General features: G+C 35.4%; 21 protein-coding genes. 16 read left to right on the forward strand and 5 right to left on the reverse strand.

Annotated elements, in window-relative coordinates; all coding sequences use genetic code 11:
* The first annotated feature begins 25 nt into the window (after positions 1-25).
* The 9 genes from EWE74_RS00965 (at position 26) to EWE74_RS01000 (ending at position 6,914) form a co-directional block, all read left to right on the forward strand.
* Positions 26-559 (forward strand): dihydrofolate reductase family protein, encoded by a 534-nt coding sequence (locus EWE74_RS00965; protein WP_130139676.1) that lies wholly within the window; start codon positions 26-28, stop codon positions 557-559.
* Between the two features lie 163 nt (positions 560-722).
* Positions 723-1,538 (forward strand): AraC family transcriptional regulator, encoded by an 816-nt coding sequence (locus EWE74_RS00970; RefSeq protein ID WP_130139677.1) that lies wholly within the window; start codon positions 723-725, stop codon positions 1,536-1,538.
* A 72-nt stretch (positions 1,539-1,610) separates the two neighbouring features.
* On the forward strand, positions 1,611-2,081 hold the full coding sequence (locus EWE74_RS00975; RefSeq protein WP_206365104.1) for a VOC family protein: 471 nt from the start codon (positions 1,611-1,613) through the stop codon (positions 2,079-2,081).
* Between the two features lie 56 nt (positions 2,082-2,137).
* Positions 2,138-2,605: a GNAT family N-acetyltransferase gene (locus tag EWE74_RS00980; protein WP_130139678.1), complete on the forward strand. Its 468-nt coding sequence runs from the start codon at positions 2,138-2,140 to the stop codon at positions 2,603-2,605.
* Positions 2,606-3,070: 465 nt separating this feature from the next.
* Positions 3,071-3,955: an Mph(E)/Mph(G) family macrolide 2'-phosphotransferase gene (gene mph, locus EWE74_RS00985; protein WP_130139679.1), complete on the forward strand. Its 885-nt coding sequence runs from the start codon at positions 3,071-3,073 to the stop codon at positions 3,953-3,955.
* 708 nt (positions 3,956-4,663) lie between these two features.
* Positions 4,664-4,969, forward strand: a complete 306-nt coding sequence (locus tag EWE74_RS00990) for a nucleotide pyrophosphohydrolase (protein WP_239018513.1) — start codon at positions 4,664-4,666, stop codon at positions 4,967-4,969.
* A gap of 442 nt (positions 4,970-5,411) precedes the next feature.
* Positions 5,412-6,170 carry a virulence RhuM family protein gene (locus EWE74_RS00995; RefSeq protein WP_206365105.1) on the forward strand — a complete coding sequence of 253 codons (759 nt, stop codon included), beginning with the start codon at positions 5,412-5,414 and terminating at the stop codon, positions 6,168-6,170.
* The gene (locus tag EWE74_RS21175) at positions 6,166-6,381 is read left to right on the forward strand and encodes a Fic family protein (RefSeq protein WP_317125950.1); all 216 of its coding nucleotides are present in this window, start codon (positions 6,166-6,168) and stop codon (positions 6,379-6,381) included. Before EWE74_RS00995 ends, EWE74_RS21175 begins: the two co-directional genes overlap by 5 nt.
* A 167-nt stretch (positions 6,382-6,548) precedes the next feature.
* The gene (locus EWE74_RS01000; RefSeq protein ID WP_206365106.1) at positions 6,549-6,914 is read left to right on the forward strand and encodes a Crp/Fnr family transcriptional regulator; all 366 of its coding nucleotides are present in this window, start codon (positions 6,549-6,551) and stop codon (positions 6,912-6,914) included.
* A 90-nt stretch (positions 6,915-7,004) separates the two neighbouring features.
* On the opposite strand, the gene EWE74_RS01005 is transcribed toward EWE74_RS01000, so the two are convergent.
* Positions 7,005-7,997 carry a hypothetical protein gene (locus tag EWE74_RS01005; protein ID WP_130139681.1) on the reverse strand — a complete coding sequence of 331 codons (993 nt, stop codon included), beginning with the start codon at positions 7,995-7,997 and terminating at the stop codon, positions 7,005-7,007.
* A gap of 27 nt (positions 7,998-8,024) precedes the next feature.
* Between EWE74_RS01005 and EWE74_RS01010 the strand changes: the two genes are divergently transcribed.
* Complete coding sequence (locus EWE74_RS01010; protein ID WP_130139682.1) at positions 8,025-8,264, forward strand: hypothetical protein; 240 nt, start codon at positions 8,025-8,027, stop codon at positions 8,262-8,264.
* A gap of 244 nt (positions 8,265-8,508) precedes the next feature.
* Here the strand turns inward: EWE74_RS01010 and EWE74_RS01015 are convergent, their stop codons facing one another.
* The 4 genes from EWE74_RS01015 to EWE74_RS01030 all read right to left on the reverse strand — a co-directional run bounded on the left by EWE74_RS01015 (position 8,509) and on the right by EWE74_RS01030 (position 12,323).
* Positions 8,509-9,936, reverse strand: a complete 1,428-nt coding sequence (locus EWE74_RS01015; protein WP_130139683.1) for a leucine-rich repeat domain-containing protein — start codon at positions 9,934-9,936, stop codon at positions 8,509-8,511.
* 34 nt (positions 9,937-9,970) lie between these two features.
* Positions 9,971-10,612, reverse strand: a complete 642-nt coding sequence (locus EWE74_RS01020; RefSeq protein WP_130139684.1) for an alpha/beta fold hydrolase — start codon at positions 10,610-10,612, stop codon at positions 9,971-9,973.
* 96 nt (positions 10,613-10,708) lie between these two features.
* Positions 10,709-11,383 (reverse strand): acyl carrier protein, encoded by a 675-nt coding sequence (locus EWE74_RS01025; protein ID WP_130139685.1) that lies wholly within the window; start codon positions 11,381-11,383, stop codon positions 10,709-10,711.
* A gap of 97 nt (positions 11,384-11,480) precedes the next feature.
* Positions 11,481-12,323 carry a DUF695 domain-containing protein gene (locus EWE74_RS01030; protein ID WP_130139686.1) on the reverse strand — a complete coding sequence of 281 codons (843 nt, stop codon included), beginning with the start codon at positions 12,321-12,323 and terminating at the stop codon, positions 11,481-11,483.
* 139 nt (positions 12,324-12,462) lie between these two features.
* On the opposite strand from EWE74_RS01030, the gene EWE74_RS01035 reads away from it, so the two are divergent.
* The 6 genes from EWE74_RS01035 to EWE74_RS01060 all read left to right on the forward strand — a co-directional run bounded on the left by EWE74_RS01035 (position 12,463) and on the right by EWE74_RS01060 (position 20,817).
* Positions 12,463-12,900: a hypothetical protein gene (locus EWE74_RS01035; RefSeq protein ID WP_130139687.1), complete on the forward strand. Its 438-nt coding sequence runs from the start codon at positions 12,463-12,465 to the stop codon at positions 12,898-12,900.
* Positions 12,901-13,091: 191 nt separating this feature from the next.
* Positions 13,092-14,282: an AbiH family protein gene (locus EWE74_RS01040; RefSeq protein ID WP_130139688.1), complete on the forward strand. Its 1,191-nt coding sequence runs from the start codon at positions 13,092-13,094 to the stop codon at positions 14,280-14,282.
* A 252-nt stretch (positions 14,283-14,534) separates the two neighbouring features.
* Positions 14,535-15,581 (forward strand): nucleoid-associated protein, encoded by a 1,047-nt coding sequence (locus tag EWE74_RS01045; RefSeq protein ID WP_165384611.1) that lies wholly within the window; start codon positions 14,535-14,537, stop codon positions 15,579-15,581.
* Positions 15,581-16,816, forward strand: a complete 1,236-nt coding sequence (locus EWE74_RS01050) for a hypothetical protein (protein WP_130139690.1) — start codon at positions 15,581-15,583, stop codon at positions 16,814-16,816. Before EWE74_RS01045 ends, EWE74_RS01050 begins: the two co-directional genes overlap by 1 nt.
* A gap of 29 nt (positions 16,817-16,845) precedes the next feature.
* Positions 16,846-19,731 carry an AAA family ATPase gene (locus EWE74_RS01055; RefSeq protein ID WP_130139691.1) on the forward strand — a complete coding sequence of 962 codons (2,886 nt, stop codon included), beginning with the start codon at positions 16,846-16,848 and terminating at the stop codon, positions 19,729-19,731.
* 6 nt (positions 19,732-19,737) lie between these two features.
* Positions 19,738-20,817 carry an HNH endonuclease gene (locus tag EWE74_RS01060; protein WP_130139692.1) on the forward strand — a complete coding sequence of 360 codons (1,080 nt, stop codon included), beginning with the start codon at positions 19,738-19,740 and terminating at the stop codon, positions 20,815-20,817.
* Positions 20,818-21,068 lie beyond the last annotated feature (251 nt).

Below are 21,068 nucleotides of genomic sequence, written 5' to 3' on the forward strand. Positions count from 1 at the left end.
GCGGAAACATTAAATATTTATAAAAATGCGAAAAATATCACTTTTCATTGCAATGAGTTTAGACGGCTACATTGCAAAACCTAATGACGACCTTACTTTCTTAAAACTCGTTGAAAAAACAGGAGAAGACTATGGTTATGGAGAATTTACAGACACCATTGACACATTGATTATTGGCAGAAGAACTTATGATTATGTGCTTAAAAATGTCGGTCTATCTCATTACGACAACGGACGACGAGATGTTTATGTCATCACAAGAACGGAAAGACCGAGAATAGGTAGAACTACTTTCTATACAGGGAATTTAACTGAATTGGTCAAACGACTGAAATCTGAAAAAGGTAAAAATATTTATTGTGACGGTGGAGCGGAGGTAATAAATGAGCTGTTGAAACACGACTTAATAGACGAGTTTATCATTTCGATAGTACCCATTTTATTAGGTTATGGAACAAGACTTTTCAAAGACGGCAGACCAGAGCAAACACTTGAATTTATCAAAGTCAAAACGTTTGAGACTGGATTGACACAACTGCATTACAAGCGACAAAAATAAAACCTCGACTAAATTGAATGTTTTCTTTCCTTTCAGCGACTTGTTGAAAGGCTTTTTTCTTTCCATCAGGCAAAGCGAAACGGTAGGAAATATTTTGTACATTTGTTCAATAGATACATGAATTATAAGGCATTTTAAACCAATAAGGTGCTAACGATAAATAGTGAACTTTACACCAGAAATAAGAAGCCTATACAAACCTGTTCAACCGACTATCAGACAATCGGCTGATAATGTAATATACACTGAATTTCTGCCCGACATCAAACTTCAACCATTCCTTTATTGCTATTGGCAACTCAAAACCACACAAGAATTATCCGAACAATTTAATTATCGTGTTGTAGCCGACGGTTGCATTGATATTTATTTTGAACTCAACAATCCGCAGGAAAATTATGTAATGGGTTTCTGCAAAAAGTTTACAGAATTTCCGCTTGATAATACTTTCAACTATGTTGGTCTCCGTTTTTTGCCGACCATGTTTCCGCAACTTTTCAGAATTAACGCAATGGAATTAAGCAACCGGTATGAATATTTGCAATTGGTTGTTCCGCATCTGTCCAATTTTATTTCAAATAGTTTTCATGAAAAACAAAATCAGGAGGAAATCAAAGTCTTGCTTGACAATTATTTTCTCGGACTGATTAAAAAAATAGAACTTGATAACGACAACCGATTATACAATGCAATAGACATCATTTTAAAAAACTTCGGAGTGCTTGATGTTGAGAAAGACTTAAACACAGGTATCAGTCAAAGACAACTTCGCAGAATTTTTGAGTTTTATGTCGGAGATACTGCCAAGACATTTAGCAAAGTTATTCGTTTTCAAAATATTTTAAGAGCAAAGCCCTCAAAGCAAAGTTTGAGACAGAATAAATTATTCTTTGACGCAGGCTACTACGACCAATCACATTTTATAAAAGAGTTCAAAAATTTTTACGGTGTTACGCCAAGCAAGGCATTTGGCAGATAAGGTTGTCCGATTTTTACTATTCTATCAACTTCATTTGTTTGAACTTTGTATCGTTAATCAAATTCAAAAACAATGAAATGGATAGTTTTAATCATTGCCACATTTTGCTTAACTGCAAATGTATTTTCTCCATCAAGTTCAACAACTAAAAAACAAATTAAGATGAAATTAAACGCAGGTATCGTAACACCGAAATTAGCAGAAACAAAAGAGTTTTACACCAAAATATTGGGTTTTGGTGTAACATTTGAAAATGAATTTTACCTTTTGTTGCACACACCCAATCACGAAGCGGAAATAAGCTTTTTACTTCCAAACCACCCCAGCCAGCAATCGCTGTTTCAATCGCCTTTTCAAAATAAGGGAGTTTATCTAACCATTGAAGTAGACGACGTTGATAGTATCTACAACGAACTGAAACAAAAAGGAATTGAAATCAAAATAGACATTCGCAACGAACCGTGGGGCGATAGGCATTTTGCTATACAAGACCCAAACGGAGTTGGTATTGACATTGTAAAATATTCACCACCGCAGGAATAGCGGTGATTGGCGAAGACCAACCAAATAGATAAAACTGAAATAAAAATGAGTACGAAATGAAAATAATTGAAATCACTTTTGACGACTTTACAATTACGACAGACAAATCAAAAATGGATATAGTTGCAATCCACGACTTTCTATCAAAATATTCAGGTTGGAGTGACAATATTCCCATTGAAAGAGTGAAGACTTCAATTGACAATTCTTTAAACTTCGGACTATTTCATAACGGCAAACAGATTGGGTTTGCAAGAATCATATCGGATTTTTCAACTATTGCTTACTTGGGAGACATTTATGTTTTAGATATTTATCGAGGACAAGGACTTTCAAAAAAACTAATGGACGCTGTAATTAAACATCCGAATTTACAAGGATTAAGACGGTGGATTTTATTGACATCCACAGCAGATTGGCTTTATGAAAAGTATGGCTTTCGTAAACTGCCAAAGCCAGAATTATATATGGAGCTATTCGACCCAAATGTTTATAAAACAGACACACAAAAAATTGACAAATAAATTAGTGAAAAAAACAACGAACCGTTACCAAGGTATTGCCAAAAGCGGGGCTGAAAGGCTTCGTACCATAAATTCAAGGTTCGGATAAAGAAAATAAACGAAGAAGTTATTCACCCCATCTTCCGCCTCGGCAGCCCGATCCCGTGCGCCTGCGGGTAAGGCGCACGGCTGGTCATGCTCAGATCCTTGCGGATACACTTATGATTGAATAATTCATAAAAAATTTGCTGAAATTGAATTGAATTTTTACGTTTACCACATGTTATATACTAAAAACAATACAATTGCAAGACCTTGGATGGTTTAATCCAATGCAATCGTAGCATTTCCACCCTTTAAGAAGAGCATAGCGTTATTGTTCATCAAAAATTAACATTTTTTTTTATACCTCTTTTTTTTGGAAGCGGTTCAGCTGTTGAATTTTCCTGAAAAGGTTATTTACGAACATTTTAAAAATCTATTAAGATGACTACCAAAGACATTCAAAACCTTACTGAAGCTCATGGGCTTAAAATAACGGACGATATAACATTCAATGATATGGGTATAGACTTTAGAGTCGGTGTCGTATCAGATATTAACGGTCAGAAATGGGTACTTCGGATTCCCAGACGTAATGATATGGGTGATCAAATCAAAGAAGAAAAACAAATATTGAACCTGGTCAAAAAACATCTTTCGGTTGAAGTTCCAGATTGGAAAATTGCTGGACATGATTTAGTAGCCTATCCGCTACTTACAGATAAACCAGCGCTTACCTACGATGGCATAACTTATGAAGTCACCTGGAATATGGATAAGGATAGTCCTAACTATATTTCTTCGTTGGCGAAAGTACTTGTGGAACTTCATCAAATTCCAAAATCTGAGGTCAGCGCAAAAAATCTAAAAATAAAGACCACAACAGATTTGAAGGACGACATAGAAAATCAACTCAGATTGGTAAAATCCGAAATTGGTGTTTCGGAAGAATTAGAAACTCGGTATAAAACATGGCTAGATAATGATTCTCTTTGGCCTAAGTTCACTAGATTTATCCATGCTGATCTTTACGCAGGTCATATTTTAACCAACAAAAACAACGAAGTTTCAGGAATTATTGATTGGACTACTGCGCACGTTGGTGATCCGGCAATGGACTTTTCTGGACACCTCAATGTATTTGGAGCAAAAAGCCTAAAAGAATTGATTGCAGAATATGAGAAGCGGGGCGGACAGATTTGGGATAAGATTTTTGAACAATCAGTAGAAAGAGTGGCGGCCTCTGCTTTAGCCTATGGATTTTTTGCTGTGGAAACCAAAAGCGATGCTCATATCCAAGGAGCTAAAGCAGCGTTGGGAGTCGGGTAAGTGATAATAGCACCGCATTATTATTTTCAGCCATGCTGTCAATAAAAGTGTCCTGCCCAACTTTATACATCAGTTCTTCGTAAATAATTATTTTAGACTTGTTTCTCATACTTACCCTTAATGATGCTAATTTAAGTGCAATCCATATACCTAACAACAAAGTCGAAAGATGGGGCTAGAAAAGTCTGCATCTCTTGTTAACTTACTTTTGTACAATCCGAAGTTCTTACTAAAAAGTCTTATAAGGAAGTGGTCTCTTAAGAGAAATTAAAATATTAAGAGAGATTTAAGAGAGAAATTATTAGAAGAACACAGCATAACCGTTAAAAAAAGCGTGCTGTAACAAAGAAAAGAAAGGTGAAGGAATAAGTTTAAGAGAAAAGCTATTAGAAGAATTAAGAGAAGAGTTATTAGAAGTGTTAAGAAAAGATTAAAGAAGATTATACCGGCCGGGTGATGGCAGATTTGTCAGATCGTCCTTTCTTCGAACATTACTTAAACCGTATTCACACACTGTTCGCCCATCCAACGGGGATTTACCGAGTGTTTACTGGGGATTTACCGTACGCAACACGGTAAATCCTCGGTACTTTCCCGGTAAAATCCCGGTACTCTTCCGAACAACTTGCGAATAAGTAGCGAACCAAGTATAAAGAAAGAGTAAATGAAACTCTCGCAAAATTCGTAAATTTAGCCATCAAGCCGTTTTTGAAGCACACCATGACAGATATCCAACAACTCTTGCAGCAGATCAGGAACTTTCGCGATGCCCGCGACTGGCAGCAGTTCCATAATTCCAAAGACCTTGCGCTAGCCCTCAGTATAGAAGCCTCCGAGCTGCTGGAACTATTCCTCTGGAAAGGCAACGAAGAATCCGATCCCAAAAAATTGAAAGAAGAACTGGCGGATGTACTGATGTACGCCCTTTTACTGGCCGACAAACATGATCTCGATATCAAGCAGATCATCGAAGACAAGATCAAACGCAACAACAAGAAATATCCCGTAGAATAAGCCAAAGGAACAGCCAAAAAATACGACGAATTATGAAGCTATACGCCGGATCAGCAACCGACAAGATTCGGTAGATCGGTTTCCCGTATATGGTGATGACGACACCTTGTTGGAGGTAGGAGGATAGTAAGGAAATGTTTTTCTTGTAAGGACGGTTGGAGTTTTTATTTAAAAGTTGATCAATATGATGATAGGTCTTTTGTATGGCTGAAAAAAGAGGATTCTGCTACAATTTTGGATCTGTTAACAAAATCTAGAGATAGAGCAGAATTCTTGGCTGATAATAGTTAATGTTTAGATGCACAAATCAATAACTATTTTTACGGTTCTTGTTGCTATTTTTTTTAGTATAAAAGAATAGTATATTTGCGTCTATACTATGTTAGCGTCCAACTTTAAAAGTGACCAATTGAAGCTCGCTTCAACTAAAGAATAGAAAGCTATGAGCAAGATCTTAATGTATCAAACAAAAGATAATCTAACCCAGATTGAGGTGCAATTTGATAAGGATACCGTATGGCTTAGTCAGAGGCAAATGGCAGAGTTGTTTGATAAAAATATAGTGACTGTAAATGAGCATATTAAAAATATTTACAAAGAGCGTGAGTTGGACGAACCCGCAACTCTAAGGAAATCCCTTATAGTTCAAAATGAAGGAAACCGTGCTGTCCAGCGAGAAATTTCATTTTACAATTTAGACGTTATTATATCTGTAGGCTACCGAGTTAAATCCAAACAAGGTACCGCTTTCCGTCAGTGGGCAACCCAGCGTTTGAAGGAATATCTCATCCAAGGCTATACCATTAACCAAAAACGTCTGGACGAGTTACAACAAACTGTGCAATTCATTGCCGAAAAGGCAAAAGATTTAGAAAATGTAGACGAGGCGAAGGGTATTATGAATATCATTTCACAGTATACCCAGAGCTTTGTACTTTTGAACCAATTCGATAGCAATTCCATCGAACCAAAAAAGCTCAATGAAAATATTACTTACGAAATTAATTATGCCGAAGCAAAGATTGCCATTACTGAACTTAAGAAACAGCTAATAGAGAAAAAAGAAGCAACAGCATTATTCGGCAATGAAAAAGATAAAAGCTTCGAGGGAACATTGCAAAGTGTTGTGCAGACATTCGCCGGGCAATATTTATATTCCAGTATAGAAACAAGCTGCCCATCTGCTCTATTTTATCATTAAAAACCATCCATTTACTGATGGTAACAAACGCATTGGAGCTTTTATGTTTGTGTGGTTTTTAGAGAAGAATAAACATCGATTTAAACGGGACGGTGAAATAAAGATCAATGACAATGCTTTGGTGACGTTGGCCTTATTAGTAGCGCAGAGTGATCCTCAGGAAAAAGAATTGATGGTCAAGCTGATTACACAGCTTATAAATAGCCGGTAGAATGTGATCGATCATTTTTCATCGGGCATGTACGGAATGCAGTGTGTCATTTAATAATATCGTACAATTTATTAGAGATATTGAGTAAATTCACTTGCTAAATTTTAAAACGGAGGATATTTGGATGGTAATAAGAACAATGTACAGCCTTTTCTTTACATTTCTATTTGTATCAAGTGCATTTGGTCAAAATAGTGGGCGAAATTGAGTTTATCCGAAAGATCGTTTGTCTGTGCAATATCGAAGCAATGACAGATGTAACGGTCTATGCTATTACTCCAAACTATTTTGGGGAACTTATCAAAAACGACCTTAAACTGAACAACCTGCTGTTAGATGTTTTTGCAGAACGTATTATCAATACAGCAAGTCGGGCATCATACCAACAATTGTACACCATAGAGCATAGCTTGGGCAAACTTTTGGAACTGCAATCCAAACAGGAAATAGCCATGTCAAAAGAAGATATGGCTTCGTATCTTGGTGTTACTGTAAGAAGTCTGAACAGGGCGTTTAAAAGTTTGTCGGAATGATTTTGAAGACATAAAAAAAACAGCCCACTGCTAATGGCCCTCATACTACCCTATAACTTGCTAAGAGCGTCGGCCAATATGTGTTATGTCCTATCTCATTCCAAAGCACTTGTCCAGCGTTTCCGTCTTCTTTACTTCCATCAGCGATCTCACCTGTTTTGGAATTTGAATTTCTTCAACCTCCGCAAAACCGAACCACTTGGCAAAGCACCCGAAAAATCGGTGTTCATACGCATATCTAATATCGGATATGATCGCATTGTAAGCGGGATTATTCCGTTCAGTCCAGTATTGTGTATGAAATGCACGAATCCATTTATCCGCATAGAATTGGGCGTTTTTCGTTTCGTGACCATATTTCCTGAACAGATAGAGCGAAAACGCCCATCCCATGTTACCAATTTCTCCATCATCTTCTATGCCGTAAAGATTCTGCCAATTAAACCGAGCAGTAAAAAAGGAAAGTAGTTGCTGTAGTCTCTCACTGTGAGCAAGTTTTGGGTACTTTTCACCCTTTTTTGTCACGGACAGCTTGTTATTACGTTTCTTGATCAAGCCTTCCGTAGTGAGGTACTCCTTGATTGGCCATATATATGGAATATTATCCTCCGAAAGTATTTTCACGTATTTCATGTACTTCCAGTCGATTAAATTTTTCTTCACCAACAATGTGCACACCGCTACCGGAAGATTACCTTTCGCGGTGAGTCTGAGCTCGCCGGCTTTCTGTATTTCTGCTAACAGCATGTCGGATAGTACCAATAACGGGATTGCAGCCAAATCGCTTTCATAATGAGGAGCTACCCATTTCAATGGGCTATCCTCAGCTAAGGGGTAGTGGAGTAGGAGATGCATTTGGTGTGGGCTGAGTCCATCAAAATCATCGACTGCTGACGCATTGCGTTTCTCTATATATTCAGCCATCAGGACATTGATCTGCTCGATAGATAGTTTACCACTATTTGCCTGTGGATACTTTTTAACAAATTCTTTCCATATTTCTTGCGACATGCTCATTGTATAAAGGTCGTAATTATGTCCCATAATTTGATAATTTTCCTTAATTCCCGTCAGATTTGCCACAAGCTAGAAAATTATCTAGATTTTTGGGTGGTATTCAAGAAGGATATTTATAATGCCGACTATCTTGAATCTCTTGGTTTGAACATCCGGCAGATGAAGGCTGTTTTGTTTGCGAAAGAAAAGGGAAAAATAACGAATAGTGACTATCAGACGTTGAATAGTATATCTAGAGAAACAGCAACACGGGACATCAAAGAATTAGTATATAAAAAAATGTTTAAATCCAGTGGAGTGAAAGGTGCTGGTGCCTACTATATCTTAAATTGAATTGCGTCATTAATTGCGTCAATTGCGTCACGATTGAGTATTAATTGCGTTATGAATATCCCAACCGTTTCAGATGTCCTGTTAATGGATGAGGCGCATCGTTTTCGCGAGAAAACGAAGGGACCCTATGCCAAATAGGCGGGCAGGCTACAAAGGGAAGATTTACTCCATGCCAGGGAGAACTGGTCGATGTGACCTTTTACATTTCGTTGTTTTGACGCTGCAATTAAGGAACAGCGCTGCATTAATTTACCGCAATAGTATCAACTGACATCATTTTTTCAGCTCTTGTTTGAAAGAAAATAGTACAGTTTGGCAACCATTTTCTCAAGTTTTTTTTATCATGTTCAGTTAAAAAATCGTCGTCCAATCGCAAACTCCGTAAGCCGGTCAACGTCGCTATTTTAGGTGAGATATATGTAATAGGATTATCCCATATCTCCAATTCTTCAAGATTTTTTAAATCAGCTATATTATCCGGAATACTGTCAATCTCGTTGTCGAAGATCAACAACTCCCTGACGTTTCCCAGAAACTTTGTTTCCTGGGTTAAGCTTTTGATAACATTGTTATATAAATATAATGTTTCCAGCTTTTGCAAGCGCTCGTCAATGAAGGTGATGTCGGCTAGTTTATTATTCTGCAACGAAAGCCATTTTAGACTGGGAATTGTTTTTATCTTCTCTGGAAACGTAGTTAAATCGTTTCTAGATAGATCAAAATGTGCTAAACTATCCATCTTCGATAGGTCGCACGGGATCTTCGTTATACCCGTTTCTGCGAAAGACACGCTTTTTAAGGAATGTAGTCTTGGGAGCTCGCAAGGAAACTCCGTAAGAGGATTTACGGCAAGCACAAGATCCTCTAATCCCTTTATCTCGAAAATCTGTTCCGGGATACTAGTAAAATTGTTGTCGGTCAAGATAGCTTTGTAGACGGATAATTTTCCAATCCCCCTAGGTAGCGTCGATAATCCTCGATTCATAAGCCATAGATAATTACCGTTAGCGTCTTGTAAAATAGATGAGTCTTCACTTTTATAAAAACTTTTTTCCTTTCCTTCAACAATATTATTGCACAATGAAACCATTAGGTCTTTCAGATTTGAGCCGTCTTCTTTTCCCTTCGAGAAGCTCCAGGCTTCAATTTTATTATCGCAAACGATGCAGTCTACTGTTACATTTGGATTCCATCTCACGTTAGGATAGACTAGCACAGGAGAATCGGCAGACCCAAAGCGGACCATACGAGGAATATCTTCAAATTTTGTAGAGGTAATCAGAATACCCATTTCCGGCAGAGTGATGGTTCTCTTCCAAAACTTTGCTTTGGGTAGTTCGGGGTAGCCCTCGATACCGAAAATGATACCAGACTGTCCGTCAAAATCTTTCGGCAATATGATGTAGTTGTGCTCCTGCCACCGCATGTAGAAGACAAATACCACAACCAAATAACCTAGGGTTAGCACAGTTTGGCCAACTTCGTATATTCTCCGGTTCTTTGACAACTTCCGTAGGGCAAAGTCGATGATATATAACAGCAAGCCTATGCCCAAGAGGTAAATACCTAGAAAGAAAAAATAGCTAAAAGTCAAAATTGCCAATAGCCCCACAGCGGTGGTCAGAAAGGCCATAACCTTCATTGGGGAACCCAAAAGTCTTCTGATAAACATTTTTTTGAGATAATGTAGAGAGTTTACTGAACTATTAACCAATGATCCTATTGAGCAATTTACTTATTTCTTCTGGTTTGTTCACTGTCATAAAATGACCACCACCCTGAATTTTATAATCCGTTTTTATGTTTTTAATAGGTAGAATTCTGTCATTGAGACCATGTATATGAACATAATTTAGGGGTATTTGCAGGTTCTTCCAAGTTACTACTTTGTCTATAGCCCAGTAAAGGAACTTATTATCAGTTTCCTCTAAGATCTGTTTTAATAATATTTTGTCGCTCGGTGTCTGCGCTCCAAAGAACCAATTAGAAATACAATTAGCGCTTTTAAGAAAAGGTGCGGGTATAAAGTGATGTATCTTTAGTTTCCCCAAAATCCTATACAGCATTGGTATTTCTTTTCTAGTCTTGGCCGAAGCAATTAAAATTAGCTTGTCAATTGCTATTGTTTTTGCAATTTCGACAGCAATAATACCGCCGAAAGAAAGACCAATTAAAATCGGGTTTTCAGCATTTATTTTCTTTGAAATCCTTTTCGTATAATACTCAATTCTTTCATCCTTTCGAGGTTCAATCCAATCTATGAATTCGACATCTAAGTTTCCAAAATCTATTTTTTGAAAAACTCTTTTGTCGACACCTAAGCCACTAAAAATGTAAGCCTTTTTCATGAAGATTTAAAATTAATACATGCCGTTCAATTGAAACAACGTTTATTTGATTGTTGCATTTACAGGCGGAAAACTGTTCTTTTAATATCCATATATTCAGAAAAGTCTTGCCTCTCTTGTCAACTTACTTTTGTCCAGTCCGAAGTTCTCGCTAAAAATATCTGTCAGGAGATCGACTATTTCATTTTTATTATAAGTCTTCGGATTTCTACGTGATCTAACATAGTTTTCCCTGGTTATTTTTTCCGCAAGTTGTCCAACCGTTTCTACACGGAGTTCTTTTCCTACTTTTTGAGCAAACCAGAATCCCGAATATGTAAGCAAAATACCCAAGGCCCCTACAAAGGTATCCACAAATAGCCAGCCTGCGGAAGCAAACAATGAAATCCCAAGTGTCGTGATCAACCAACCAGGAGGGCTCAGTATATTTAATTTAATCCCCAAGTGTCTTTCAAGCTTCTTAGTCCTATGTCGCCTCTCCTTATGGGGTAAGATTACTGTTAATGGAAGGTCTGTCGATATCGATTTATGATCTATCTGTAACGTAATGGAGATTGCGTTACGGAGTTTGTAAAATGCTTGCTGTGTGGTACAACTGTCAACGTTGTCCAGTTTAATTTTCTCCATAACCAAGTCACATAGCTGTCCGAAGGTCGTAATGGAAGACAGCTCTGCATCTGCAAACGAAATTTCGAATGATTTTTCAATCTCAATCAGCAGATCATCAATATCTTCAGAGTCGATGTTTTCGAGTTTGTCATCTGTTTTCATTAGTCAGTTGCTTTAGTTATTTCACAGATAATGCGTTGCTCAGTTTTCCTCAGGTAAAGTTGGGAGATAATTTCCGCCATAATGCCAAGACGCATCATTATATTTTTTCTCTAAACGCATTATATAAACTCCATTCTTTGTCCGTTGAGATTTCAAATTCAAACGGTCTTTGCTCACCCGATTGGCTTAGGTTATCGATAACTTCTTTTGCACCTACTTTATCATTGGTTACTATATAAAAGTTTCTGATTCCTTTATGGGTATCACGAAAGACGTAATAGTTTTTGATATTTTTCTGCGTCAAATTGTTTTCAAAAAAAAGTTCAAATTTATCCAGCTCGTCCAGTTCTCCTTGCACTGGTAGCATAGATTCTTCATCCATGTTATACGGTGTTGTTACCTTAATGAAATAGCAAAATTCCTCTTTATGCGGAAATCGGTCAAATGCAGTATTACCGATTAATAAGCAGGGAAAACTGTCTTTCTGGTGATCGACGGTTTTAAATTCCTCAGGAACTACATAAGTATCACGTTCAAGTGGCCTGTCCTCGTCTACATTACCGACATCAAAACCATCATAAGTGATTTTATACTTGCCAGCTATTTCGTAAAGTTCCTCGTCAAGTTCATACAAACTTTTAGCATTATGAATTTCTTTTCGCTCCAAATGCAGCCAATAACTCTTATCATCTGCCTGAAAAATATCCACAAATTCAAATCCTTTGTTTTTAAGTTCGTTGGCAACCTTTTCGAAATCGTCCTTTTTGTTTGAAGTAAAGAAATAACCCCAAAGCAATGTCGTATCCGTATAAACGCCATTTGCTTCCATGTTGGAAAACATCTCTTCAATTTCTTCTAATGATATTTTAGTGGACTCCAGATTTGCATTACAACAGCCGAATATTGCAAGTAAAAATGTCCACATCATTATTTTTTTCATACTGTGAATTTTGCGACAAAGCCTCTTTATATGGAATTCATAATTTTCTTTACTTCTCTAAAAGTAGGAAATATTAGTGAAAATATTAATACTCATTTATCTATATTTACACTGTATTTTGCCTAGAAAATAACCAACTATGAATAAAGAAACACTAGATTCTCTGAAACAAACCTTAGCATTAGATAGTGCTATAGACATCGGTCGTTTCGGCATCTTCTATGATTCCAGTGAATCCAGAGAGGATAAATATTTTATTAAAGCTAATAAGGAAGGATTGAAGATGTTTGCCTATCAATTATTATGCGCCTCTAAAGATCTGGAAGATCAGGAAAAGGACAATGCATTTGAAAAGATAGCTTTGATTCCCGATGGGAGTGCGTGGATTGATAAAGATTCAGAAATCAGCTTGTTCCATGTTGAATCTCCTCAGTTAAGTAAGCATTTGGTGCCACTTATAACTAAGGAGACTTGGAAAGATCGGCTTAGCGAGATCGGCTGCACATTGATTGTCATCTTTTTATTTATTTCGTTACTTGTTGGTATAGATGCCATTTTTACCTATTTAACGCCGTAATAGAAAACAGAGCGTAGTAATATGTTTCCGATTGCGGATACGCTGTATTCGTAATTACGTTAAAATACGATTGCATGTAAACTTCCTATATTGCGATATATTTGAAATTCGTAAATTTAATCTTGAACTAATCAGTGGTATAGGACAACCGAACTAGAACAAGGCCTCTAAACAAAAAAATATTTGAGCATATGAATAAATTGATAATCATCGGCAATGGCTTTGATCTGGCGCATGGTCTCAAGACCGATTACAATTCCTTTATAAAATGGTTTGTCATCAAATGTTTCAGAGAAGCCTCTTTTGAAGATAAAAATGCTTCAGAACGGCCTATACATGTTTCCAATCAGATATTTGAGATCTGCGCATCCACGAGTACAGTTATATACAGTGCTCCATCCTTCTCGAGTATCGAAGATTTGGTAGATGAGTTATTGGAAGGGAAATACACGTTGAACGATCAGTATCAAACAATCGAGCTTCGTAATAAATATTTCAATATTAGGGGCACTGTGAAATCGTCACTACTTGAAGGGATTCTAGCTGATAAAAGGGAATACAATTGGGTCGACATCGAAAGCCATTTTTATCAGCGGCTTAAAAAAATTCTTGTTGAGCGAAAACGTTATACCGCGGAATATTATCATGATCTTTCCGTTAAAGAACGTACGGAGTTGTTAGATAAATTAAACCAAGAACTGGATGAGCTTAAAGAGCAGCTCTCGGAATATCTTACAGATGTATCGAAAGCAGCGCAGGTCAATTCCGTGTTTGAAGAATTTGTACATGAAGATATAAATACGCATGCTATCTTGGAAAAACATCAGTTAGCAAATAAGGAAGTAAGTAAAACGCCGCACGGTTTTATCAATTCTACCTCTGTTAAGTTTCTTGACTTCAATTATACCTCATTGGTTAGACAGCTCACATCTGGTAGCGATACAGGTTACATCCCCATACACGGCACGCTCAATAATCCCGAAAATCCCTTGATATTCGGCTATGGCGATGAGATAGACGACGACTATCTGAAGATGGAGAAAACCAATATCAATGCATACTTAAAACATATTAAGTCCTTTGCTTATTTCCGTACCAATCAATATTCTCGTTTGGTAAACTTTGTCTCTGCGGAACCATATGTCATTTACATATGGGGGCACTCGTGTGGACTGTCGGATCGTACGTTACTCAATATGATCTTCGAACACGATAATTGTGCCGGCATCAAGATCTTTTATCATCAGAAAGAGGATGGAAGGGACAATTTTGAAGAAATTACCCAGAATATTGCGCGTCATTTCAAGGATAAAGTCAAGATGCGCAACAGAGTATTTAATAAGACGCATTGCTGTGCAATGCCGCAGGTGAAAGCAGACTAAAACTCGCAGAATCTTTGTTGAATTGGAATAACACTCGAATAAATTCATTATCTTGCTATAGGCAATTATTTACGCAAAGCAAAAGTCAATAAACAGCTTAAAATAAAATTTAGAAAATGCGGATTCCCGTATAATATCATAGAAATTAGAGTTTAACTTAGCTGTAATAATGATTGCAAGTATTCATACAATGTTATCATAAACTGGAATAAGTTTAACAAGAATAATTACAATTTATAAACCCTAAGAATCGTGGAATTAAAAAAAATAGGAGAAAATTTAGAAATCAAGAATTTTGTCATTCATCAGCTCTTAAAAACAGCTGGTTTTAAAGAAGTGAAGAAGAAAGCTGCTGATGGATTAATAGCCATCAGTGAAAAGGAACAGGTTTTTATGGGAAACTTGGATAAATCGTACCATAGAAAGTCTTCGCCTATCTACGGTATATTTTCTGGAGAAAATCCTAGATTCCGTGATCTTTTAATTGGATATAAACTTGAAGAATATGATTTTCTAGAATTTTCAAAGAATGTCTTAGATTACTATGGTTCTGTATTAAGCTTGACCCCCACTTCGACAGGAGGGTATATGATTTTGTGTGAGTATACTAATAAGACCTCAAAAAATGATTTTCTTTTGGTGTTGATGATTAATAATAAAGAGGGCTATGTCGTAAATGAGAAAAATCTCACTCTAGAAAATATTAAGAATTTAGATCTTAGTAAAGTAGATGTCGCTTGTTTAATCAATTTGACAGAATGGGCTAATATAGAGAATGAAGAAGAAACTGATCGGATAACCTACCTTTCATTTGTAAAAGGCATGAAGCAGGTGAGCCACTATTTTATGACATTTATAGATTGTGATAATAAGAATACTAATTCTGAATCATCACAAAGGTTATTGACTGCCATGAATGCATTTTTTGAAAAAGAAAAATACTCACGCAAGAAGAAGAGTCAATTGAAAAATGACGTTTTTGCGTATTGTGAAGAACGGATGAAAAATAAAAAGGAAATTTTATTATCCTACATCTCTCAGCTTATTAATAAAGATGACCCCGAGAGCTTCCAAAATTTTGCTATTGGAGAGGACTATAAAGTTAGCTCGGTAATAGGAGGGGATAAAGCGAAGATGAAACAGTTGAAATATGTGAGTTATGAGGGCGAGAATTATAAAATTGAATTTGAAAAAGGGGCAATGCTTCTTGATAAAACAGTTGTGTATGATAAGAAGTCAAACGACCTAATTTTTAAAAATATTCCGATGGAGTTTGCTGAAAAAATTAAGGCACTATAATGATTCATGCTCTTGTTGATCTGATTACTAAGAACAATTGTCAAATAGAAGATGATGTATTGTTAATAGAACATAGAATTAATAATTTAGCTGATTTTCTCGATTTCCTTAGGCAATTGAATAGCATACAGGGGCTTTTAGAAAGTGAATTGCTTGAGGATGAGTTGAAAGAGGGGGATCTTATTTCTTTAGAACTTTCAATTGCTAGCTTGAGCCAATTTGGAGTTTATACACAGTCGCTCTATTTTTTTAATAATCATAGATATAGTCTTCCTGAGAATAATGTGTTTTTATATGATGAAGGATGTTACATAGATCAAGCGTCCTTTTATGAAAATTATAAGGCTTTCGTAAATTTGGTAGCGGTATTGGAATCTATGGCGAAATATAGCTATCTTAAAGTTGATGACAAATATGCTTTTATCGGTCGGGAGGATAGATATATTTTGGTTCCATTGATTTTTTCATTGGAAGATATCGTTGCGTTGTCTATGTCAAAATTAGGCTGTCTTAATCAATTTCTCAATGTGATGAGAGATAGTGAAGTTCAAGAGAAGAAACATATTTTTCTTAACGAACTTATCGATTTCCTTTCACAGGTTGAAGAGGCGACACGCCTTATTACATTTGTTAATAAGATAGATGATTTCTTATCTAAAGCTGGAGCTGCCTTTAGCTTCTATCTTAGTGATTTCAAATTTAATAAACTTAAGCTTGAGATAGATTCTAAGTTGCTTGAATTTAATCAAAAAATACAAGGAGTAATAAACGATTCTCAAAACAAACTTATAGCTATTCCAGCAGCTTTTGTTTTAGGCTTGACTTCTTTTGACTATCAAAATACACAATCAATAAAAAACCTCGTTATTTTAATCTCTTTATTTGTCTTTACATTGCTGCTCCAGATATTTATTTCCAATCAAAAAACAGCGTTACTATTCATCGAGCAAAATATCAAGTTTTATAAAGACTCATTCGGAGCGAACCTAGCTTCTGGTATTAAAGATCGTTTTGTCGATGTAGATAAAGAATTTAAAAAACAGAAGGAACGACTCTTCATTACGAATGCATTATTATGGTTTGCCTTTATCTCATCTGCAGCATTTTATTTATGTCAGTTATTCGATACAGTATATCCCTCTTTTTTGATAATTTTTTACTTACTTTTTTTTCTAGGTAGGTACATGTGCATTTTCTATGTATATGATGGAAGGACTCGTCATAGGAATTCATAACTTAATAATTAATCAATATTGGACATTATATGACTACGTGGATTGATATTCATAAAATTTTATCAAACAGACTTCAAGAACTTGTGAGTATACACAAAGTAGATGGTGTAGGATTACATTTAATAGAACTATTTCTCAAAAAGCAGAGTTTGTACGAAACCGAGTTCAGTTGGTTATATAAATCTTATGACATAGTACAAGAAAGACTTTCAAATAACGATTGGGACACTGAGCCTCATATTGATCCTTTACAGATTTTCGTAAGTATTAATAATAGATCTAGTAAGAAGGAAAACCGAATTAGGAGAATAAATGCTTTGTTGAATGTATTAGATGTCGGAAAATCGTTTGAGGACATCGATTTCGACGGTTGCCCTACGCCTGTATCGGTTCAAGCAATACGTTTGAAAAGTGATAAAGACGCTATATTACTTTGGAAATATTTTGAGAGCTTGCTGAAGGAGCAAAGAGTGACCCAAAAGGATTTTTCCTTTACATTAAGTGCATTTGGTGTTGAAGCTACATTGCTCTCTATTTTTTCATTTTGGGTTCAACCTGAAAGATATATCCCTTTGGACAAATGGACGATCAATTATCTTATAAACGGAAGTAGGAATTTGTCTTTGGAAGATTCATTGAAGCGAAGCGAAAGGCTGTTTTTTATATTGAATGAAGAACCTTCAAATTTCTCGCAAAACATATCTGTTCCTGAGTTAGTTAAAACGGCTTATGTGTGGCAAGACAGTGCAAATCAAGATACTTTAAAAGGAACTTTTAAGTTGCTAGGCTTTCGAACATTAAAGTCAAACCCAAAATTGTTCAAGATATTAAAAGAAAAAGAAAGCTATTTTTTTGATAGTAATCTAAGGGTATTTGATGGAGTCCTCCGATACAAATACGACAGATATAACTTATATGATCTTTCTTTCTTTGAAAACGATTTGGAGACGAGTACTGGATTTAATAATTTGAGCGTAAACATTAATGCTATTGTTGGGAAAAATGGTAGTGGTAAAAGTACTCTATTGGATTTGTTTTATATGCTTATGTATAATTTATCACTTCAAGAAGGCTTGATAGATTATGATCGGTATGGCCGCAAATTACATGAGATTGCCGACCTAAATTTTGAAATATATTTTGAATTCGACAGTATCTTCAAGCTTACCTATCTTGATAAGAAAAGGAGCAAGAATAGAGTGGCTTTGTATAAAGGAAACGTTGGTCATGATGGCGTAGTCGTTTTTTCAGAACGCAAGGAAAATATATCAAAATATATAGATATGTTCTATACTTTAGGTATAAATTATTCTTTGTATTCACTTAACTCTCTTGATTACGTAGGTGTAAGTGATAAAGACTTTGATTGGTTGTCTGCATTAACACATAAAAATGATAGTTATCAAACTCCGATCGTTATTACGCCCTTGAGAGATAATGGTAATATTGATGTAAACAAGGAAAAACATCTAACAAAACAAAGGCTTTTAATCAATCTTCTGCGATTACATGATTATGATATAATAAAAAATGGTGAAAAATCGGAGCAATTTAGATCATTTAGAGATATAGGTAATGAAAAGACTTTTACTCATGTATTAATTACAGGTGAATCCAAGTCAATCACAAAGTTTCGTAAAAATTTCAATCTTTCCGTGAAAGAGAGAAAGACCAAACAAAATGTATTAAACGCAGAATATAACAATGCTGAATTATATAGAAAAAGGGAGATTATAAAAGAGTATATAGAGCTTTTACCTAAAGATCGAGTTGATAAAATTTTTAAAAGGATTAGTAATCATTATGGTTTTGATGAGGATGTTGATCCTGCATACGAACTTTACCTTATCTCTAAGGTATACAAAATTTGCTGGTATTATAGCTCGTACCATGCTTTTTGGCCGAAATTTAAAAGCATATTAGAAGGCGGTGACGATGTAGTTTTCAAGCCCATTTTAAGTCAGATTGATCGTGATAATAGTCATGTGACCGATAAATTTAAACAGGTAATTGCCTTTCTAAAGATCCCCAATTTAAAAAGTATTTATGAAAGGAATGTTCCCATAAAATTAGATGATATCTATCATGAAATCTCAGCTATCTTAACTCAAAATTTATCAAGCTTAGGTTTTGATACGAAGAGATTTAAAAAGGTGAAATTTGTTGATAGACATCTAATGATTCCCCCTTTGTTTAGTTACGATTATATTTATAACGACAACATTAATGCTAACGATTTGAGTTCTGGAGAGCAGCAGCAGTTGGCATCTATATCGAATATTTTGTATCATATACAAAATATAGAATCTAAATTCGAGAATAATATTAAGTCCAATAAAACGCAAGAGATCAAATTTCGAGCAGTTAATATTGTATTGGATGAGATTGAATTATATTTTCATCCTGATTACCAACGGGAATATTTGTCTAAATTAGTAGGTTTTCTTTCGAGGTTACCTATAAATGCCAACATATTTGGAAGTATAAATATACTTTTTTCAACGCATTCACCATTTATATTGTCTGATATACCCTCGCAGAAGATTCTAAAAATCAGTAATGGTTCACCTGCAGCAGAGAATAATCTAATTAACTCTTTTGCTGCTAATATTCACGACCTTTTAAAGGATGAGTTTTTCTTGGAAGGTGGAAGCATGGGAGAATTCGCAAAGCAATATGTGAATCTTTTGATAAGTGAGTTGTCTTGGCTGTTAAATAATAATAACTCTCTCAAGGTTAAACTTGAGAAAACTACTTATCAGTTAATTAAGGATAGAATTTTGATCATTGGAGAACCTCTTATAAGAAATTCTCTGTTAGAGATGTTGAAGGAACTTAAAGAGAAGGATTCTGTTGACCATAGTACACCATCTTACGACACATTATTAGCGTTCTACAAAAAACATAATAATTAAAATATTATGAGGCAAATACCATATAGCTCTTTTGAAACAATCGTAGAAAAGCTTAAAAAAACTGATGATTTTACTGACTTCTTAAAAAAAGTACAGAATCGGATTGACGAATTTGTAACTAAACCTGAGTTTAAATATGGCGGGAAGTTAGCTAAAAATAAGAAAGTTGTCAAGGTATATAAAATAGGAAAATCACCAGCAAAAGATATAGAGTATAACATAATTTTAAAAAAAATATCTAATGTTTCTGATCTGATGTTCATGAATCCTTCGACATTCAAAAAGATATTGGAGAAGACCAAGGAACTAAATGAGAACAATCCAATAGATAAAGCTTTCAGTGATAAGATACAATCTCTATTGATGTATACAGAGTTGCGATCTGGTGATATGAAGCTTCTGCACAGTTTCTATAAAGAGCTTGGTATTAAATCGTGTGTATATTGTAATGCTCAGCATACAGTTTTACTAGATGATGATAAGAGAACTATGCGGCTACAAGCAGATCATCACATTCCAAAATCTAAATTTCCAATGTTTTCAATTACTCTTGCGAATTTAATTCCCGTATGTAATAATTGTAATCATTTAAAGAGTACCCATGACTTAAAATATAATTTGTATTATGATGACATTAACGGAAAACATCATGATCTCGGATTCTCCCTAACAGAGGAAAGCATTGCTTTGTATTGTGCAAATAGAAATTCTGAGAATTCAGAAAAATATCTAGAGTTAAATTTTAAGGATTATTATGAGGATGATACTTCTAAAAGTAGTAAACTAAACGAAGTTCTTAAGATTAACAAGATATATGAGAATCATAAAGATCTTGCAGCTGATCTCATAAACAAGAAAATAGTATATAAAGACTCTTATCTATCGTCGTTAGGAAAAGAGTTTGGTACGCTTTTCAAACGAAACGATGGAAGTATTAATAAGCATCTATTTAATCAGATGCTTTATGGTCATACCTTAGAAGAAAGCGACATCAATAAAAAAGTGTTCTCAAAATTAACTATTGACATTAAAAATCAGTTAGATAAACTTGATGTGGATAAATATTTAAATAGTGATGGAAGCTAAACCCTCACCTCATACTTGTCCTCAAAAAACTCATCGAGGGAATCTTGGTCAGTTTCCCTGAGTAAAAAATCCTTATAACCATCACTCAGTTCGTAGACACCAAAATTATTGATGTATGTGTTGTTCAAAGGAGTAGTAACTGGAAGAATAAGGCTTGCTTGTAGATTCTATTGGTCACTAACTCTGGTTTACTTTCGTCCGGAACCGGCGTGTACTTTTGTCGGAATATTCAAAAAGATGACATGGAAGGG

Origin of the sequence: Sphingobacterium corticibacterium, assembly GCF_004208525.1 — a bacterium.
Lineage (GTDB): Bacteria > Bacteroidota > Bacteroidia > Sphingobacteriales > Sphingobacteriaceae > Sphingobacterium > Sphingobacterium corticibacterium.